Genomic DNA, 18,431 nt, shown 5'->3' on the forward strand with positions numbered 1-18,431 from the left:
AAAAGCAGAAGGCGGATCTCATTTTTACGCTTGTGACATTTTATGCATTACTAAGCATAAAAAATGATATCCGGCACACCTGGTAACAGCTAATCTGGAACAACCGAAGCTATTGAGCTATGGTAGAAATGTCCCGGCTATGGTGCAAGCCTGGCGGGGGATAGGGCGAGCGGCGGGAATATAACACTACGCGGTGTGGCGCATAACTGTGCAGTTGCTGTTTGATGAGTGACGGGATTTGTGCGACCGATCGAGACACGTTTAAAAATGGCTTGCCATTATTAACGTTGTATGTGATAACACGTTTTGGGTTAAACGAGGTACAGTTCTGTTTATGTGTGGCATTTTCAGTAAAGAAGTCCTGAGTAAACACGTTGACGTTGAATACCGCTTCTCTGCCGAACCTTATATTAGTGCCTCAAGCAGTAATGTCTCAGTTTTATCTATGTTATGCCTGCGGGCGAAGAAAATACTCTAAGGAATTTTGCAAATGGCAAAGATTAAAGGTCAAGTTAAGTGGTTCAACGAGTCTAAAGGTTTTGGTTTCATTACTCCGGCTGATGGCAGCAAAGACGTGTTCGTACACTTCTCCGCTATCCAGGGTAACGGCTTCAAAACTCTGGCTGAAGGCCAGAACGTTGAGTTCGAAATTCAGGACGGCCAGAAAGGTCCGGCTGCTGTTAACGTAACAGCTATCTGATCGACACCACTGATTTGAAGCGCATATGCGCAACCATCTCAGATATAAAGCCTCGCCTATGCGGGGCTTTTTAATTCGAAATACGTCTAAATATTTCTAAACGCCCATCCATTAGCGCTTTGTTGCAAAGGCGTGATGTTCGTAGCATAGTTTTCCCCGCTTTCTTCCGACATTTCTCGTTAAATCAGACACCTGAAAAACTATCTTGCTGGAGACCAGGTGAAAAAGAAAAACGACGGCGACGCGCGCAATTTTACTCCCGTACGTTTTGCCCTGCTTTGTGTGGCAATATTATTGAGTCTGGGATTGCTGCTGGGTCGGGTTGCGTGGCTGCAAATTGTCACGCCAACGAGCCTGGTGAAACAGGAAGACATGCGTTCGTTACGTGAGGTAACTATTGCCTCGCCGCGCGGGATGATTACCGACAGAGAAGGGCGACCGCTGGCGGTAAGTGTTCCGGTTAACGCCGTATGGGCCGATCCTAAGACCATCATCAGCAAGGGAGGCGTGGGTTATAACGAACGCTGGCAGGCTCTGGCAAGGACTCTGCATCTGTCGCTGAGTACGCTGGCGGAACGCGTTAACAGTAATCCTGGCGGACGTTTTATTTATCTGGCACGACAAATTTCGCCTCAGCAAGCTGAGTGGGTCGATGATCTTAATCTCCCGGGCATCAACCTGCGCGAGGAATCCCGCCGGTTCTATCCCGCAGGCCACGTAGCGGCAAATCTCATTGGTTTTACCAACATTGATGGACAAGGCATTGAAGGACTGGAAAAGAGCTTTAATAACCAGTTGATGGGTAAACCTGGCTCCCGTCTGGTACGTAAAGATAAATTTGGCCATGTCATCGAGAATATCACCGAAGTTACGCCTGTTCCTGCGCACGAACTACAGCTCAGCATCGATGAACGTCTGCAGACGGTCACCGAAGATGCGTTGGACAATGCCGTTACGTGGAATAAAGCAGAATCAGGAGCCGCAGTGCTGGTCAACATTGCTACCGGTGAAATACTGTCCATGGCGAGCTTCCCTGACTTCAACCCCAATAATCGTGACGGCGCGGTACTGGATGATTTTCGTAACCGTGCAATTAGCGATACGTTTGAACCCGGTTCAACCGTTAAACCGCTGGTGATCATGACTGCACTCCAGCAGGGGATAGTACAACCCGACAGCGTGATTGATACCCATCCTTTTTATCTTGATGGACATCGTATTCGTGACGTCGGATTTTATCCGGAACTGTCGTTGACCGGCATTTTGCAGAAATCGAGCGATACCGGCGTGTCGCACCTTTCACTGGCTATGCCTGTTCAAAAATTGCTGGATACCTATAAGAGCTTTGGTTTTGGCGATCCAACCGGACTGGGATTAACCGGTGAAAGTAGCGGTTTAATGCCTCAACGCCGCTACTGGAGTGATTTGGATCGTGCGACCTTTGCATTTGGTTATGGATTAATGGTAACGCCGCTGCAGTTGGCGCACGTATACGCAACCATTGGTAGTTTTGGTATCTATCGGCCCCTTTCGATTACCCGTATTGACCCACCGGTAATCGGTACCAGAGTGATGCCGGAGGCGCTGGTTCACCAGGTCGAACATATGATGGAAAGCGTCGCCCTACCCGGTGGTGGGGGAACTAAAGCCGCGGTCAGGGATTATCGCGTGGCGGTTAAGACCGGAACGGCAAAGAAAATTGGCGATGATGGCAAATATGTCGATAAATACGTGGCTTATACGGCAGGCGTTGCGCCAGCGAGCGACCCGAAATTTGCACTGGTGGTCGTCATCAATAATCCGCAAAACGGTGCTTATTATGGTGGGGCTGTCTCTGCGCCTGTCTTCAGCCAGATAATGGGCGATGTCTTGCGTCTGGAGAACGTTAAACCGGATGGCATGCCTGCCGACTCCGATCATCTGCTGGTGATGCACGGCAGCAACGTATCCTCGCCGTCGCTGTAAGTTATTTTCCCAGGGCGCAATTCGCGTTACACTTGCGCCCTTAAGTCACCTGCCGGAGTTGTCATGTCGTTTTCCTGTCCTCTTTGCCACCAGCCTCTTACTCAAGCGAATAACAGTTTTGTCTGTCCCGGGCGGCACCAGTTTGACGTGGCGAAAGAAGGGTATGTCAACTTACTGCCGGTTCAGCATAAGCGGTCGCGAGATCCGGGTGACAGCGCTGAGATGATGCAGGCGCGACGGGCATTTCTTGATGCTGGGCACTATCAACCGTTGCGTGATGCGATTGTGAATGTGCTTAAAGAGAAGTCGAATTCAGAAGATGCAGCGATCCTGGATATTGGCTGTGGGGAAGGGTATTACACCCATGCGTTTGCCGACGCGCTGACGGGCTGTACAACCTTTGGTCTTGACGTCTCCAAAGTGGCGATTAAAGCCGCAGCCAGACGCTATCCGCAGGTGACCTTTTGCGTTGCCTCCAGCCATCGTCTGCCATTTGCAGATGAGTCAATGGATGCCATCATCAGGATCTACGCGCCCTGTAAAGCGCAAGAGCTGGCTCGCGTGGTTAAACCGGGTGGATGGGTTATCACCGCCACGCCGGGACCGCGTCATTTAATGGAACTGAAAGGGCTGATTTATGATGAGGTGCGTTTGCATGCGCCCCATACTGAGCAACTGGACGGTTTTGTTCTGCAACAGAGTATTGCGCTGGGGTATCAGATGCAGCTTCAGGGCAGCGAGGCCGTTGCGTTACTGCAAATGACGCCGTTCGCCTGGCGGGCAAAGCCGGAGGTGTGGGAAACGTTAGCGGGGAAAACGACGTTTGACTGCCAGACCGACTTTAGTATTCATGTCTGGCAGCGTCTGAATTAGCCGTGGAAGTGTGCCCAGAGGATCTGGGCACCGATACCAATCAGCACCACCCCACCCAAAATTTCAGCTCGTTTGCCCAGCATTGGGCCAATGAAACGACCGATCATCATGCCGAGCGTGGACATAATCAATGTGGCGCAGCCGATAGCCAGCGCGGTGGCAATAATGTTGACCTGCAGGAAAGCCAGACCCACCCCGACGGCCATTGCGTCGAGGCTGGTGGCAATGGCGGTGGTAACCAGCAGCCAGAAACCGTGACGGCGCTGCGGCTCTTCCTCTTCATCACCGTTATCGCGAAAACCTTCGATTATCATTCGCCCGCCTAAAAAGATCAGCAGAATGAAGGCGATCCAGTGGTTCCACTCCAGTACGAATTTGCTGGCCAGCATTCCCATGCCCCAGCCAATCAGTGGCGTAAGCGTTTCAACTGCGCCGAATATCAGACCGGTGCGCAATGCTTCAGAAAATTTGGGTTTATGCAGGGTGGCACCTTTGCCAATTGATGCAGCGAAAGCATCCATCGACATGCCGAAAGCGAGAAGAACGGTAGCGGTGAGATTCATAACAGCGTCCTGACCGGGGTATCCATAAAACACATCACTGCCCCCAGTAACCATGCACATAAGCTGGAATCACTGTAAATACAGTGCCATTCAAATATGCATTGCAGTTGATGTGCCTATGGTCTCGCCTGACTGAACCTGTAAATTCAGTCCGTACGCGCCACGTTTTTCAACGAGTATGTTGACACGTACATTTCCGGAGTCTGGAAATCGGCTACTCCCCAACGACGGGCGCAACCTTAACATATTTTGAGAATATAAAACAAGAAACGCAGAAATAATATTTGACTTCTAATTGAAAACGATTTTCATTTAGATTTATTTATAAATAAAACGTTAAAATAAATAACATTGTGGACAGTGAAATATAGCCTTGGCTATGTTTGTTTTTATGCGGATATATAAAAACATAGTTCAGGCTATATCTGTAACTTATTGATTTGAAATTAAAAGTTTATATATTCTCTCGAGATCGTCTATATTTCGTACGCGAATCAACAATCTTCGATGTTCTAATTGCATCACCAATACACCGTCTTCAGATAAATTCATCTCTTTAATGCGGTTATATTCAATCCAGACGTTGGCGAAGAAAAAGCCTTTCTGCTTGAAGATGATTTTTGGCGTACGGATCCAGAACAGATACAACCCCATCAATACCAGTGCACATAATAACCATGTGGTAAATTGCGCGCCGTGGCTGGTGATGTTGTTGTAGATAAGAATAGCCACCAGGCCAAGGAAGATAACGCTGTCGACTCTGCTGCGGGGAAGCAGGGCGACAGTAAGCAGAGTAGGGCCATTACGGCGGGGCATGATGAACTGATCGTAAATGGCATACGCCAGCAGCGAAAAGATAAATAGAACCAGCACCAGGTCCGTGATAGTCATGAATCCTCAACCCTCTAAATAGAAAAACCGGGGGCAAGCCCCCGGTGATGTACAACAGTCTTACAGGCCGAGCAGACCGACAGCGTAGCCCGCGATACCGATGACGAAGAAGCCAACGATGATCCACAGCGGGTTCACTTTCTTACGCAGCAGCCACATACAGGCGAATGTCAGCAGCAGAGGAACCAGACCCGGCATCAGCTGGTCAAGGATAGTCTGCACAGTGGTCACACGCGTCTGACCATCCTGACCGGTGATAGTAGAAACCACCAGTGGGATGTTTACGTGCGTCCACTTGTTAACCAATGCCCCCATGACAAACAGGCCGAGGATTGACGCCCCCTCAGTCAGTTTCTGCAGGAAGCCGCCGCCCATATCTTTAACGATATCGACACCTTTACGGTAACCGTATGCCACACCGTAATAACGGGTTGCCAGACGAACCAGGTTAAACAGGATGAAGAACAGCAGTGGTCCCAGCAGGCTGCCGCTCATTGCGATACCTGCGCCGAGTGCGGCGAATACCGGACGAACGGTACCCCAGAAGATCGGGTCGCCGACGCCTGCCAGCGGACCCATCAGACCAACTTTGATACCGTTAATGGCACCATCGTCAATCTCTGCGCCGTTTGCACGCTGTTCTTCCATCGCCAGCGTAACGCCCAGTACTGGAGCCGCTACGTACGGATGAGTGTTAAAAAATTCCAGGTGACGCTTAATAGCCTGCTTACGTGCGTCGTTGTTTTCCGGGTACAAGCGGCGGATGGCCGGTACCATGGAGAAACAGAAACCCAGCGCCTGCATACGTTCGAAGTTCCATGAACCCTGAAACAGGTTAGAACGAATGAACACGCCACGAATGTCACTCGGAGTGAGTTTTTTCTCGGTGGTAGTTTTAGTCATATCAACCATTTCGCTCACCTGCTAGTCCAGTTCGTTATCGAGATCGTTATTGCCAGCCGCCGCAGCAGGTGCACCGGCTACGCGGTTATATTTCGGGCTCAGCTGAATGTAGAGGATGGCCATGACTGCGCCAATCACACCCAGAGCAACCAGGTTGAAGTTAGTAAATGCCGCGGTGACGAAGCCGAGGTAGAAGAATGGCATCAGATAGCCTGCGCGCATCATGTTGATGACCATCGCATAACCAACCACTACGATCATACCACCTGCGATGTTCAGACCGCCGGTCACGACTTCCGGAATGGCGTTAAGCATGCTCTGAACTTCACTGGTACCAACAGAGATCGCTACGATTACCGCCGGGATAGCGATACGCATAGCCTGCAGGAACAGAGAGGATACGTGCAGCCAGGAGAGCGCCGTCAGGTTACCGTTTTCGGCCGCCTTATCCGCTGCGTGCTGGAATGCTACGGTGATAGTACGAACGATAATGGTCAGTACCTGGCCTGCTGCTGCCAGTGGGATAGCCAGCGCGATACCGGCACCAATGCTTTGGTGTCCCGCGATAACCAGAACGGTAGAGATAATTGAGGCCAATGCGGCATCTGGTGCAACCGCAGCACCGATGTTCATCCAGCCCAGGGCGATCATTTCCAGGGTACCACCGATGATAATACCGGTTTTCATATCCCCGAGAACGGCGCCAATCAGCGTACAGGCCACCAACGGACGGTGGAACTGAAATTCATCGAGTACCGACTCCATACCCGCGATACATGCGACGATGAACACCAGCACAATCTGAAGAGTGGTAATCTCCATTGTACTTCTCCTATTGCTATACAGACTTAAGTGTGAAAACTAAGTAAATGCCAGGGAATTATTTCACCTTGGCAATCAAATCCATCATTTTCAGTTTCTGATCGGTAGAAACCTTACGGGCCTCGAGCTCAATACCGCGTTCGTTGAGCTTCTTGAAGGCTTCGATGTCTTTGTCATCGACAGAAATTGCGTTGTTTACCTGCGTTTTACCCTGACGGAAAGCCATACCGCCAATGTTCACGGAGGTAATTTTCACACCACCTTCAACGATACGTTCTACGTCGGTTGGATTGGTGAACAACAGCATCACACGCTCACCTGCATATTTAGGGTTGTTGTAGACGCGGATCATTTTCGCGACATCAACCACATGCGCCGTCACACCCGGAGGTGCTACCTGAGTCAGCAGCGTTTTACGCACGGTATCGGCGGCAACTTCATCACTGACGACGATAATGCGTGTTACGTTGGTTTCTTTGGTCCAGCGAGTTGCCACCTGACCATGGATTAAGCGGTCATCAATACGCGCCAGGCCGATCTGCATATAATCGTTCGGACCCATCGGTTTCGCGGGGGCTGCTGCTTTAGGTGCTGCGACAGGGGCAGGAGCGGCTTTTTCCACCGGTTTCGCTTTCAGCGCTTTCACGCCTTCGCTACCGGTTTCAACGGCCAGTGCCACTAATTCATCGAAGCTCGGGTTGTCATCACGTGCCATGAAGGTTTCAACCAGCATGGGAATGTTCACACCGGCGATAACTTCGTAATGCTCTTTATCGACGACAATGCGGCTCGCAGCGTTAAACGGGCTGCCTCCCCATGTGTCAACGAGAAACAGCACGCCTTTACTGGTATCGAGTTTTGCTAACTGAGCGTTATACTTTTCGATCAGCGTTTCGGCATTTTCGCCTGGAACGAAATCGATCCAGCCGACGTTTTCCTGCTCGCCTAACAGCATTTCTGCCGTCTTAAGTAACTGCTCTGCAGCCCAACCATGTGTGCCTATTACAATAGCAATGGTCACTTGCTACCTCCTTTATTATCGTTAACACATCAACGTGAAGATGTATTTGAATCGTCGTCCGCAATCGAATCGATTCAGATAAGGGTTACAAAGAAAAACCTATGATTTTCGTGAATTATTTTAGATATCGAAAAAAATATTTTATGTGATGAAGATCCGTAATTTAACTTCCGATTAAAAGAAATTTCGAAGGGTAAAATATCTCCGAAACAACTTATTGCAAAGGAAGGTAAATCTTTGCTAAAAACCGCTTCTCTCTGTTATGTTTAGCATCTGTTTAATTACTCAGGAGTATAGGGCAGTAGCCCACCATATGGATCGTCACCGACGTCATTTCACCTTCAGGCCGTATCAAGCCTGTCAGATTGGCACTTTTTGCCACAAATTTTCTCTGCATATCGCTTTAACGCCTGAGATCCTCAGCGCGCAGTTTGGTCATTCCTTAAGCAGGAGCTTGTCATGGAATTATTAATGGACCCGCAGATTTGGGTGGGTTTGCTCACGCTTGTCGTTCTCGAAATTGTTCTGGGTATTGATAACCTGGTCTTCATTGCGATCCTGGCTGATAAGCTGCCGCCGAAACAGCGAGATAAAGCGCGTTTAATCGGTTTGTCACTGGCACTGATTATGCGTCTGGGCTTGTTGTCTGTGATTTCGTGGATGGTGACGCTGACAAAGCCGCTGTTCACAGTAATGGACTATGCATTCTCGGGGCGCGATCTGATTATGCTGCTGGGGGGTATCTTCCTCTTGTTCAAGGCTACGACAGAGCTGCATGAGCGGCTGGAAAACCGTGAACATGATACCGGGCAGACGAAAGGGTATGCGAGTTTTTGGGTGGTCGTAACGCAGATTGTCATCCTCGATGCGGTGTTCTCGCTGGATGCCGTGATTACGGCGGTCGGTATGGTCAACCATCTGCCAGTGATGATGGCGGCAGTAGTGATTGCCATGGCCGTGATGTTGCTGGCTTCTAAGCCGCTGACACGTTTTGTGAACCAACATCCGACGGTGGTGGTGCTGTGTCTGAGCTTCCTGTTGATGATTGGTCTGAGCCTGGTTGCCGAAGGGTTTGGCTTCCATATTCCGAAAGGCTATCTGTATGCGGCGATTGGTTTCTCGATCATCATCGAGCTGTTTAACCAGATTGCCCGTCGTAACTTTATTCGTCACCAGTCGACGCTACCATTGCGTGCGCGTACTGCCGATGCAATTCTGCGTCTGATGGGCGGTAAACGTCAGGCCAGCACGCAGATGGAATCTGACAATCCGGTGCCAGTTCCCGTCCCGGAAGGCGCATTTGTAGAAGAAGAACGCTATATGATTAACGGCGTACTCTCTCTGGCGTCGCGTTCATTACGCGGCATTATGACGCCTCGTGGCGAAATCAGCTGGGTTGATGCCGACCTGAGCGTGGCGGAAATTCGTGAGCAGTTGCTTTCGTCACCTCATAGCCTGTTCCCGGTATGCCGTGGCGAGCTGGACGAAATCATCGGTATTGTGCGTGCTAAAGAGCTGCTGGTGGCGCTGGAAGACGGTGTGGATGTGGCGGCGATTGCCTCTGCCTCTCCGGCTATTGTTGTTCCGGAAACGCTGGACCCGATCAATCTGTTAGGCGTTCTGCGTCGTGCCCGCGGTAGCTTCGTTATCGTCACTAACGAGTTTGGCGTAGTACAGGGTCTGGTCACGCCGCTGGACGTATTAGAAGCCATCGCCGGTGAATTCCCGGATGCCGATGAAACGCCTGAAATTATAGCTGATGCAGGCGGCTGGTTGGTTAAAGGCGGTACCGATCTGCATGCGTTGCAACAGGCGCTGGACGTGGATACGTTAGTGAATGAAGACGAAGACATCGCCACGGTGGCAGGTTTAGTCATTGCGGCTAACGGCCATATTCCTCGCGTGGGTGATGTTATCGAGGTTGCACCGCTGAGCATTACGATTGTCGAAGCGAATGACTATCGTGTGGATTTAGTTCGCATTGTTAAAGAACAACCCGCTCACGACGAACACGAGTAACCGGGTTTAGCGAAACGGCATGACGGGCATACTGTGTCGCCCGTTATGTCGGGTGGGCGGCGGCGTGCTGCCCGCCAGCCATTTTGGAAAATCGCGCAGCGGCATTGGTTTGGCATACAGAAAACCTTGCAATAAATGTACGCCGTGTCGGCGCAAATGCTGAGCCTGCGCCTGTGTTTCAACGCCTTCCGCCACCAGCTCTATATTCAATTTTTTCCCCAAAGCGATAATGATGTCTGTGACGGTTGAGTTCACGGCGTCTGTTCCTATTGCCGAAGTAAATGATTTATCGATCTTCAACACATCCGGGCGGAGTTTTTCCAGCCAGGAGAGCGAGCTATTGCCGGTGCCGAAATCATCAATCGCCAGTTTTACGCCAAGTCGATTTAATTCGCGTACGACCCGGTAATCCACATCCAGTAACGCATCGCGTTCGGTCAATTCGATAACCAACTGCTGGATTGGGTGCTGGCTGAACCAGTACTGATTAAGATCTTTTAGCAACGTGCCGTTACGAAAATGGCTGGCGGCGACATTAATCCCGATATGAAACTGGCTGCTCATCGGGAAAACGTGTCGTTGCTGAATGGTTTCTGCGATGACATGACGGGTAAGCGGCACAATCAGGTTGTGCTCCTCGGCGATGGGAATAAACACCTCCGGAGAGATCCAACCCTGGCGTGGGTTATTCCAGCGTAAAAGGATTTCCACGCCCATGCATTGCTGGGTTTGCGCATTAAGCAGCGGCTGGCAAAACAGCTCGAATTCCCGAGCAGCAAGAGCCAGATTAATCTCCCAGGAAAAACTCATTCTGCTGGCGGTCGCCAGCCATGCCAGGTAACCCACTAATAAACTCAGGATCACCGCCAGCGGCAGCTGTGTTGGCAGGTGTTTTACCGCCAATTCACTGGGACCGGGGCCGGTGACGCTAATGGTGAATGGGAAATGTTGAGATGAAAGCTGGTAGCGTTTTTCATCATTTAGCTTAGGCAGAGTATCGACAACACCTTGATCATACAGTAGATGCCGATTACCAACGGTTAAGCTGGCATCGGTGATCTGCGGTGGCTGGGGTTCAAGCAACATAGACGACAATAAATCAATATTGACGATTTCCAGCACGCCATCTTCACCATCGGCAGAGGACGGGTACCACTGCGTCAGAATCGGGCTGCCTTTTATCAGCGAACGGTCGGTAGACAGCAGCAGCAGTGGCTCCCGGCTGGGTAATTCAGGCTCTAGTTGACGAATAGGCACATTGCGGTAACCAAAAATGCTGGAGCAATAAAGGATCCCACTTTGTATCAGGCTGATAGAACGCACCGTTTGCAACCTGGCGGCATGTTTGCTTAACGGTAAACGTGCCACTGAGCAGGGGAGGCCAATTAACGGCAGCAATACATCACGTCCGGTCTGCAAGGGTAAAAGCACGTCATCCAGTTCTTCTACAGCATGGTTGGCAAAGGTGACGATATTTCGGTGATTTAAATTACGCTCCGAAATAAATCGGACAGTTAATGTGAGGATGAGCGTCAGTAGTGCACATACTGTGCAGACGATTAAGCGATTCCGGCGATAATTTTTGATGATCCGTTGTGCTGTTTGCATGCGGGCCGCCCGATAAGCCGTTGGTCACAGAAGCCAACAGCAACAGAGCAAGTGTAGTGGGGAAAATTACAGTAGACGAGGGAGAGGGGGCAAATTCGCCCATCCGTCGCAGATGGGCGAAAATTAAGTATTAGTCACATTGAACTTTGATTGCCAGGCCACCGCGTGACGTTTCGCGGTATTTGGCGTTCATGTCCTTACCTGTTTCGTACATGGTCTCAATGACTTTATCCAGCGAGACGCGCGGCGCGCTGGTACGGCGCATTGCCATACGCGCAGCGTTGATCGCCTTCACTGAAGCAATAGCGTTACGCTCAATGCACGGAACCTGTACCTGACCGGCAACCGGATCGCAGGTTAAGCCGAGGTTATGTTCCATGCCGATTTCGGCAGCAATACACACCTGCTCAGGGCTCGCGCCTAACAGTTCAGCCAGACCCGCGGCAGCCATGGAGCAGGCTACGCCCACTTCACCCTGACAACCGACTTCTGCACCAGAAATTGAGGCGTTCATTTTGTACAACGCGCCAATCGCACCGGCCGCCAGGAAATAGCGGGTATAGATATCCGGGCTGACGGACTCAATGAAATGGTCGTAATAGGCCAGTACCGCAGGCACGATACCGCAGGCACCGTTGGTTGGCGCTGTCACTACGCGACCGCCCGCGGCGTTTTCTTCGTTAACGGCCAGCGCGAACATGTTCACCCAGTCGATCACGTTCATCGGATCGTTGGACAGCTTATCGCTGGAAACCAGCATACGACGCAGAGCTGAAGCACGACGAGGAACGCGCAGCGGACCCGGCAGCACGCCTTCGGTGTTCATGCCACGATCGATACAGGCCTGCATGGTTTGCCAGACGTGGCCAAAGTACTCTTCAATCTCTTTTTTACTGTGCAGAGCAAGTTCGTTCTGCATCGCCATACCAGAGAGAGACAGGCCGGTGGTATTGCAGTATTCCAGCATTTCAGTGGCGGATTTGAACGGATAAGGCACGCTGACCTCGCCCACGGCATCCTGACCAAAATGTTCTTCATCAACGATGAATCCACCGCCGATTGAGTAGTAGGTTTTGCTATAAATGACGGTTTCGCCATTGTACGCATGGATCTGCATTCCGTTCTCATGCAGCGGCAGGTTGCCGTTGTGAAAACGCATCCCGTCATTCTGCGGGAAATCCACTTCGTGCTGACCCTGCGCGAGCAGCAGGCGTCCACGCGTTTCTACGTCGCGGATAAATCCGGGGATGCTATCAATATCCACGGTAGCAGGCTCATTGCCCGCCAGACCCATAATAATGGCGATATCGGTGTGGTGACCTTTACCCGTGAGCGACAGTGAACCATACACGTCGACGGCGACACGAGTAACGCTGTCCAGTAATCCTTTTTCGACCAGGTCATCGACGAACTGTTTACCCGCCTTCATAGGCCCTACGGTATGGGAAGATGAGGGACCAATCCCCACCTTAAACATGTCGAATAGACTAATCACGATAATACTCCTACAGGGCGACTGGGCTTTCCAGTAACGATGTTATAACTGCGCATAGTGTAAGAGGGAACGCGGCGATCGGCTTAACTATTCACATGAATTAAACTAATAGATAACCGCGGTTTTACTAATGTTGTGACCTGAGTTTCAAGTTGTCTATGGTGCGCGTAAAGATAAGTATAGTCAGGGCTTGACGCCAATTTGCAGCGCCAGCTCACGAATTATTCCGGCAGTCATTCCCCAGACGAAATATTGCTCATACCAGGAAAGCCATACGCGATGTGAATCGCCGCGGCGGTAGATATCCAACGGGTGGTAACGACCTAAATGCAGGGCCTGGGCCAGCGGCATTTCGAACACGGCGGAAACTTCATCTTCACTGGCGCGGTACGGCAGATTAGGGGGGATAATACCTACCACTGGCGTGACCTGGAAACCGGTCACGCTGTCGACCGGCGGCAGAACGCCAATCACTTCTACGCATGAAGGTGGGATCGCCACCTCCTCCTGCGCTTCGCGAAGGGCGGCGGCAATTAACGAGGCATCACTGCTATCCACCGCCCCACCGGGGAATGCGACCTGTCCGGCGTGCTTGCGCAGATGAACGGAACGCTGGGTTAACAGCAATCCCGGCTGTGGACGACGCACGACGGGGATCAGTACGGCGGCCTGGCGCTGGTTTAACGCGGCATGATTGACCTGCGGGCGCAGGAGTTGAAAGCGCGATAAAAAATCATCAAGCGTCAGGCTGCTGTATTCCACGTCTCAGTTCTCCAGTTGGTGCAAAATACGATTCACTTTATCAAATGTTTCCTGATATTCAGCGTCTTCCTGACTGTCCGCCACTATGCCGCCGCCAGCGGAACAATAAATTTGTCCGTTTGTGGCCGTCAGCGTGCGAATGGTGATGCTGGTATCCATATTGCCGCAAAAACTCAGATAGCCAATGCTGCCACACCAGGCATTACGTCTTTGTGGCTCCAGTTCGTCAATAATTTCCATCGCCCGCACTTTCGGCGCACCGGTAATAGAGCCGCCAGGGAAGGCGGCACGCAGCAGGTCGGTGGCGTGCAATGACGCTGGCAATTGCGCGGTAATGGTACTGACCAAATGATGGACGGCAGGGAACGGTTCGACGACAAACAGCTCCGGAACCTGTACCGAACCCGGCACGGCAACGCGGCCAATATCATTACGCATCAAATCGACGATCATCAGGTTCTCCGCACGATCCTTCGGAGAATTCGCCAGCCGCCGGGCCTGCTCACGATCGGCATCAGCATCTTCAAGCCTGGGCAACGTGCCCTTAATAGGACGCGTCTGGATATGCTGATTCTCCAGCAGAATAAAACGTTCCGGCGAAAGGCTGAGGATAACGCCTTCCTCAAAACGAACAAATGCGCTGAACGGGGCGCGGTTAGCGTGATTGAGTTTGACAAATGCCTGCCACTCATCGCCCTGGTAATGCGCCTGAAAACGCTGGGCAAGATTGACCTGGTAACAGTCGCCGCTGTGCAGATAGCCCTGCACCTGGCGGAATTTTTCACCGTACTGGGCGCGGCTCATATTGGACTGCCACGCCGAGGTTAATGTAAACGGCTCACGCGTTGGCGGTTGTTGCGCGTTGAGCCATTTCAGGCGAGCCTCGACATCGGTATGGCTGAGCAGGGATACGGTCTGCAACTGGTGATCGACAATCAGCGCCCAGTCGTAAATACCAACGGCCATATCCGGTAGCGTAATATCGCGCTCTGCAATAGTGGGCAGAGATTCAAAGCGTCGGCCCAGGTCGTAGCCAAACAGGCCTAACGCGCCGCCCTGAAACGGCAGATCGGGGTGATACTCGGGGTGAATCTTGTGTGCAGCTAGCGCGGAATATAATACCGTCATAGGATCATCAAGCGAGCGTGTGGTTGCGTGCCCGTCCTGCACTACGGTCTCTGTAGCTCGCGTAACCAGCGTGGTGACAGGATCCGCCACCAGAATATCAAAGCGGTTATGCGGATGGTCGGCTTGACCCGAATGCAGCAGCATCGCCCAGGGTAGATGGCTTAAGGTCGAAAAATAGCGTTCAGCGGCGTCCTGACGCCAGGGTAATGTGATTACTGCGGGAGATAACGTCTTCATCAGTCCTGACTCGTTGCTACTCTACTGGCTAACTGCCCGGTAGCATGAAATAATTAGCGCAGACAATTTAGCAGGAGTTAACAATGTTTGCAGGTTTACCTTCACTCAGTCATGAGCAGCAGCAAAAAGCGGTAGAGCGTATTCAGGAACTGATGTCGCAGGGGATGAGCAGCGGACAAGCTATTGCTCTTGTTGCTGAAGAGTTACGCGCCAGTCATACCGGCGAGCGGATCGTGGCGCGTTTTGAAGATGAAGACGAATAACGCCGCTTAAACTGCAGCGATAATCTTAATCTCAACTTTGTATTTGGGGTTCATCAACCCGGCCTGAACGGTACAACGTACCGGCGCGTGGCCAGCAACGACCCACGCGTCCCAGGCTTTGTTCATGGCGGCAAAATCGTTTTTGTCTGCCAGGAACAGGGTGGCATCAAGAATACGTGACTTGTTGCTGCCCTGTTTTTCCAGCACCGCATCAATTTGCGCCAGTGTATTTGCCGTCTGCTCAAAAGCGTCTGCATCCAGATTTTCCGGCACGCCGGTGTAATACAGCGTGTTGTTGTGGATCACCACGTCGGACCAACGCGCTTCGGCATCAATGCGCACAATCGTCATAAATCATTCCTCATTTACGTTTTTTCAAATAGCTTTGGGTTGCGCCAAGACTGCCATAATGTTGTGCCTACGTCACCTCTTCAACTGGCGAAAGACCCGCTGGCCTGACATAATCCCTGTTCAAATGAACAGGGGGCAGTGTGACGGACGATTTTGCAGCAGACGGTCAGTTGGCTAAAGCGATACCGGGTTTTAAACCGCGTGAACCACAGCGGCAGATGGCTTTCGCGGTCAGTCATGCTATCGAAAAATCACAACCGCTTGTGGTAGAAGCCGGAACCGGAACGGGTAAAACCTACGCTTATCTTGCCCCTGCACTACGCGCCGGAAAGAAGGTCATTGTCTCCACGGGCTCGAAGGCGTTGCAGGATCAGCTTTACAGCCGCGATCTTCCGACCGTGGCGAAAGCGCTGGAATTCACCGGTAAACTGGCACTGCTGAAAGGGCGTTCAAACTATCTGTGCCTTGAGCGTCTTGAACAACAGGCACTGGCAGGCGGCGACCTGCCGGTCCAAACCTTAAGCGACGTCATCCTTCTGCGCTCATGGTCAAATCAAACCCTTGATGGCGACATCAGCACCTGCGTCAGCGTGGCGGAAGACTCTCAGGCCTGGCCGCTGGTGACCAGCACTAATGACAACTGTCTGGGCAGCGACTGCCCGCTGTATAAAGAGTGTTTTGTCGTTAAAGCGCGTAAAAAAGCGATGGATGCGGATGTTGTCGTGGTTAACCATCATCTGTTTCTCGCCGATATGGTGGTAAAAGAGAGCGGGTTTGGCGAACTGATCCCGGAAGCTGATGTGATGATCTTCGATGAAGCGCATCAGTTACCGGATATCGCCAGCCAGTACTTTGGTCAATCGCTCTCCAGTCGCCAGCTGTTAGACCTGGCGAAAGACATCACCATTGCCTATCGCACCGAGCTGAAAGACACTCAGCAGTTGCAAAAGTGCGCCGATCGCCTTGCGCAAAGTGCTCAGGACTTCCGCTTACAGCTTGGTGAGCCGGGCTATCGCGGAAATCTGCGGGAACTGCTGGCCGACCAGCGCGTACAGCGCGCGTTTTTGCTGCTCGATGACACGCTGGAGCTGTGTTATGACGTGGCAAAGCTGTCTCTTGGTCGTTCGGCGTTGCTGGATGCCGCGTTTGAGCGCGCCACGCTTTATCGTGCGCGTCTGAAGCGCCTGAAAGAGATCAACCAGCCAGGCTTCAGCTACTGGTATGAATGCACCTCCCGCCATTTCACCCTCGCGCTGACGCCGCTTACGGTGGCGGATAAATTCAAAGAAGTGATGGAACAAAAGCCGGGCTGCTGGATTTTTACTTCCGCGACGCTGTCGGTAAACGACGATCTTCATCATTTCACCGCACGACTGGGTATTGAAGATGCCGAGTCTATGCTGCTGCCGAGCCCTTTTGATTACACGCGCCAGGCGCTGCTGTGCGTGCCGCGTAATCTCCCGCAAACCAACCAGCCGGGGGCTGCGCGCCAGTTAGCATCCATGCTGCGACCTATTATCGAAGCGAACAACGGTCGCTGCTTTATGCTGTGTACTTCGCACGCGATGATGCGCGATCTGGCAGAACAATTCCGCGCCACCATGACGCTTCCCGTACTGTTGCAGGGCGAAACCAGCAAAGGACAACTGCTACAGCAGTTTGTCAACGCAGGTAATGCGCTATTGGTTGCCACTAGCAGCTTCTGGGAAGGCGTGGACGTGCGCGGTGATACGCTGTCGCTGGTGATAATCGATAAACTGCCCTTTACCTCGCCGGACGATCCGCTGTTAAAAGCCCGAATGGAGGATTGTCGACTGCGCGGCGGCGATCCGTTTGAAGACGTCCAGTTGCCGGATGCGGTAATCACCCTGAAGCAGGGGGTAGGGCGTCTGATACGTGATGCTGACGATCGCGGCGTGCTGGTGATTTGCGACAATCGTCTGGTTATGCGGCCATACGGCGCCACCTTCCTGGCGAGTCTTCCACCTGCGCCGCGAACGCGTGACATTGCTCGCGCGGTTCGCTTTCTTGCCATACCAACGACTGAGTAATTTGTTACGGAGTGTGGTAAGATGCGCGCCAAATTTATTGATCTGATCACAAACACCCATGCGAATTCTGGCTATCGATACCGCCACAGAGGCGTGCTCTGTTGCCCTGTGGAATGACGGTACTATCAAGGCTCACTTTGAGCTTTGCCCACGAGAACATACCCAACGAATTTTACCGATGGTTCAGGAAATCCTGGCCGCTGGCGATCTCACGTTAACCGATATCGACGCCCTGGCGTTTGGCCGAGGTCCCGGCAGTTTCACCGGCGTGCGTATCGGTATTGGCATTGCTCAGGGGCTGGCGTTAGGCGCAAACCTACCGATGATCGGCGTCTCCACCCTGGCGACCATGGCGCAGGGCGCCTGGCGTAAGTCGGGCGCGACTCGCGTACTGGCGGCGATTGACGCGCGAATGGGCGAAGTCTACTGGGCCGAATACCAGCGTGATGACAACGGTAACTGGCACGGTGAAGAAACCGAAGCGGTGTTAACCCCCGAGCAGGTGCATGCGCGTTTACTGCAGCTGTCTGGCGAGTGGGTAACTGTCGGGACGGGGTGGCCGGCCTGGCCTGAGCTTGGTAAAGACAGCGGTCTGACGCTTAGCGATGGTGACGTGCTGCTTCCTGCGGCTGAAGATATGCTGCCAGTCGCCACGCAAATGCTGGCAGCGGGTAAGACCGTAGCGGTCGAACACGCTGAACCGGTTTATTTACGTAACACCGTGGCGTGGAAGAAACTTCCCGGTAAAGAATGAATCTTAGTAGTACACCCCCGGTTAA

General features: G+C 52.1%; 19 protein-coding genes. 9 read left to right on the plus strand and 10 right to left on the minus strand.

Features of this window, described 5'->3' with window-relative positions:
* The first annotated feature begins 334 nt into the window (after positions 1–334).
* The 4 genes from OGY83_RS03070 (at position 335) to rlmA (ending at position 3,538) form a co-directional block, all read left to right on the plus strand.
* Entirely contained in the window at positions 335–478 is a 144-nt protein-coding gene (locus OGY83_RS03070) for a DUF2627 domain-containing protein (protein ID WP_003034983.1), read from the plus strand.
* Positions 479–490: 12 nt separating this feature from the next.
* Positions 491–700 carry a transcription antiterminator/RNA stability regulator CspE gene (cspE, locus tag OGY83_RS03075; RefSeq protein WP_001062678.1) on the plus strand — a complete coding sequence of 70 codons (210 nt, stop codon included), beginning with the start codon at positions 491–493 and terminating at the stop codon, positions 698–700.
* Between the two features lie 219 nt (positions 701–919).
* Positions 920–2,665 (plus strand): peptidoglycan DD-transpeptidase FtsI2/PBP3(PARA), encoded by a 1,746-nt coding sequence (gene ftsI2 / locus OGY83_RS03080; protein ID WP_003833773.1) that lies wholly within the window; start codon positions 920–922, stop codon positions 2,663–2,665.
* A gap of 63 nt (positions 2,666–2,728) precedes the next feature.
* A complete protein-coding gene (rlmA, locus tag OGY83_RS03085; protein WP_123267377.1) occupies positions 2,729–3,538 on the plus strand; it encodes a 23S rRNA (guanine(745)-N(1))-methyltransferase in 810 nt (269 codons plus the stop codon).
* On the opposite strand, the gene mntP is transcribed toward rlmA, so the two are convergent.
* The 5 genes from mntP to manX all read right to left on the minus strand — a co-directional run bounded on the left by mntP (position 3,535) and on the right by manX (position 7,738).
* Positions 3,535–4,101, minus strand: a complete 567-nt coding sequence (gene mntP / locus OGY83_RS03090; RefSeq protein WP_003021013.1) for a manganese efflux pump MntP — start codon at positions 4,099–4,101, stop codon at positions 3,535–3,537. The two genes, rlmA and mntP, sit on opposite strands and share 4 nt — an antisense overlap.
* Positions 4,102–4,533: 432 nt before the next feature.
* Positions 4,534–4,992 (minus strand): DUF986 family protein, encoded by a 459-nt coding sequence (locus OGY83_RS03095; RefSeq protein ID WP_003021010.1) that lies wholly within the window; start codon positions 4,990–4,992, stop codon positions 4,534–4,536.
* Positions 4,993–5,052: 60 nt separating this feature from the next.
* A complete protein-coding gene (locus OGY83_RS03100; protein WP_003833769.1) occupies positions 5,053–5,904 on the minus strand; it encodes a PTS mannose transporter subunit IID in 852 nt (283 codons plus the stop codon).
* 12 nt (positions 5,905–5,916) lie between these two features.
* On the minus strand, positions 5,917–6,717 hold the full coding sequence (locus tag OGY83_RS03105; RefSeq protein WP_003021004.1) for a PTS mannose/fructose/sorbose transporter subunit IIC: 801 nt from the start codon (positions 6,715–6,717) through the stop codon (positions 5,917–5,919).
* Positions 6,718–6,775: 58 nt separating this feature from the next.
* A complete protein-coding gene (gene manX / locus OGY83_RS03110; protein WP_003841624.1) occupies positions 6,776–7,738 on the minus strand; it encodes a PTS mannose transporter subunit IIAB in 963 nt (320 codons plus the stop codon).
* A gap of 313 nt (positions 7,739–8,051) precedes the next feature.
* Here manX and OGY83_RS25255 point away from each other — a divergent pair, with 313 nt between their 5' ends.
* Both OGY83_RS25255 and yoaE read left to right on the plus strand, forming a co-directional pair.
* Complete coding sequence (locus tag OGY83_RS25255; RefSeq protein ID WP_370766360.1) at positions 8,052–8,210, plus strand: protein YoaL; 159 nt, start codon at positions 8,052–8,054, stop codon at positions 8,208–8,210.
* Positions 8,198–9,757, plus strand: a complete 1,560-nt coding sequence (gene yoaE / locus OGY83_RS03115; RefSeq protein ID WP_079937505.1) for a CNNM family cation transport protein YoaE — start codon at positions 8,198–8,200, stop codon at positions 9,755–9,757. The genes OGY83_RS25255 and yoaE overlap by 13 nt, the downstream gene beginning before the upstream one ends.
* 6 nt (positions 9,758–9,763) lie before the next feature.
* Here yoaE and pdeD read toward each other — a convergent pair whose 3' ends face one another.
* From pdeD to pabB, 4 genes are all read right to left on the minus strand, one after another.
* Positions 9,764–11,365 carry a cyclic di-3',5'-guanosine monophosphate phosphodiesterase PdeD gene (gene pdeD, locus OGY83_RS03120; RefSeq protein WP_286635261.1) on the minus strand — a complete coding sequence of 534 codons (1,602 nt, stop codon included), beginning with the start codon at positions 11,363–11,365 and terminating at the stop codon, positions 9,764–9,766.
* Positions 11,366–11,495: 130 nt separating this feature from the next.
* The gene (sdaA, locus tag OGY83_RS03125) at positions 11,496–12,860 is read right to left on the minus strand and encodes an L-serine ammonia-lyase (protein ID WP_079937503.1); all 1,365 of its coding nucleotides are present in this window, start codon (positions 12,858–12,860) and stop codon (positions 11,496–11,498) included.
* Positions 12,861–13,043: 183 nt separating this feature from the next.
* Positions 13,044–13,622, minus strand: a complete 579-nt coding sequence (locus tag OGY83_RS03130; RefSeq protein WP_003020991.1) for a CoA pyrophosphatase — start codon at positions 13,620–13,622, stop codon at positions 13,044–13,046.
* Positions 13,623–13,625: 3 nt separating this feature from the next.
* The gene (gene pabB / locus OGY83_RS03135) at positions 13,626–14,990 is read right to left on the minus strand and encodes an aminodeoxychorismate synthase component 1 (RefSeq protein ID WP_286635895.1); all 1,365 of its coding nucleotides are present in this window, start codon (positions 14,988–14,990) and stop codon (positions 13,626–13,628) included.
* A gap of 80 nt (positions 14,991–15,070) precedes the next feature.
* Between pabB and OGY83_RS03140 the strand changes: the two genes are divergently transcribed.
* Positions 15,071–15,250: a YoaH family protein gene (locus OGY83_RS03140; RefSeq protein WP_003020986.1), complete on the plus strand. Its 180-nt coding sequence runs from the start codon at positions 15,071–15,073 to the stop codon at positions 15,248–15,250.
* Positions 15,251–15,256: 6 nt separating this feature from the next.
* Here the strand turns inward: OGY83_RS03140 and OGY83_RS03145 are convergent, their stop codons facing one another.
* Positions 15,257–15,601 (minus strand): RidA family protein, encoded by a 345-nt coding sequence (locus OGY83_RS03145; RefSeq protein ID WP_003020984.1) that lies wholly within the window; start codon positions 15,599–15,601, stop codon positions 15,257–15,259.
* 140 nt (positions 15,602–15,741) lie between these two features.
* Here OGY83_RS03145 and yoaA point away from each other — a divergent pair, with 140 nt between their 5' ends.
* Both yoaA and tsaB read left to right on the plus strand, forming a co-directional pair.
* Complete coding sequence (yoaA, locus tag OGY83_RS03150) at positions 15,742–17,652, plus strand: DNA repair helicase YoaA (RefSeq protein ID WP_079937501.1); 1,911 nt, start codon at positions 15,742–15,744, stop codon at positions 17,650–17,652.
* Between the two features lie 58 nt (positions 17,653–17,710).
* Positions 17,711–18,406 carry a tRNA (adenosine(37)-N6)-threonylcarbamoyltransferase complex dimerization subunit type 1 TsaB gene (tsaB, locus tag OGY83_RS03155; protein ID WP_079937500.1) on the plus strand — a complete coding sequence of 232 codons (696 nt, stop codon included), beginning with the start codon at positions 17,711–17,713 and terminating at the stop codon, positions 18,404–18,406.
* Positions 18,407–18,431 lie beyond the last annotated feature (25 nt).

The sequence above is a fragment of the Citrobacter sp. Cpo090 genome, assembly GCF_030332665.1.
GTDB lineage: Bacteria > Pseudomonadota > Gammaproteobacteria > Enterobacterales > Enterobacteriaceae > Citrobacter > Citrobacter portucalensis.

Coding starts and splice junctions, on each gene's coding strand:
- OGY83_RS03070 (WP_003034983.1), top strand. CDS start 335: ATGTGTGGCATTTTCAGTAAAGAAGTCCTGAGTAAACACGTTGACGTT.
- cspE (WP_001062678.1), top strand. CDS start 491: ATGGCAAAGATTAAAGGTCAAGTTAAGTGGTTCAACGAGTCTAAAGGT.
- rlmA (WP_123267377.1), top strand. CDS start 2,729: ATGTCGTTTTCCTGTCCTCTTTGCCACCAGCCTCTTACTCAAGCGAAT.
- mntP (WP_003021013.1), bottom strand. CDS start 4,101: ATGAATCTCACCGCTACCGTTCTTCTCGCTTTCGGCATGTCGATGGAT.
- OGY83_RS03095 (WP_003021010.1), bottom strand. CDS start 4,992: ATGACTATCACGGACCTGGTGCTGGTTCTATTTATCTTTTCGCTGCTG.
- OGY83_RS03100 (WP_003833769.1), bottom strand. CDS start 5,904: ATGGTTGATATGACTAAAACTACCACCGAGAAAAAACTCACTCCGAGT.
- OGY83_RS03105 (WP_003021004.1), bottom strand. CDS start 6,717: ATGGAGATTACCACTCTTCAGATTGTGCTGGTGTTCATCGTCGCATGT.
- OGY83_RS25255 (WP_370766360.1), top strand. CDS start 8,052: ATGGATCGTCACCGACGTCATTTCACCTTCAGGCCGTATCAAGCCTGT.
- yoaE (WP_079937505.1), top strand. CDS start 8,198: ATGGAATTATTAATGGACCCGCAGATTTGGGTGGGTTTGCTCACGCTT.
- pdeD (WP_286635261.1), bottom strand. CDS start 11,365: ATGCAAACAGCACAACGGATCATCAAAAATTATCGCCGGAATCGCTTA.
- OGY83_RS03140 (WP_003020986.1), top strand. CDS start 15,071: ATGTTTGCAGGTTTACCTTCACTCAGTCATGAGCAGCAGCAAAAAGCG.
- OGY83_RS03145 (WP_003020984.1), bottom strand. CDS start 15,601: ATGACGATTGTGCGCATTGATGCCGAAGCGCGTTGGTCCGACGTGGTG.
- tsaB (WP_079937500.1), top strand. CDS start 17,711: ATGCGAATTCTGGCTATCGATACCGCCACAGAGGCGTGCTCTGTTGCC.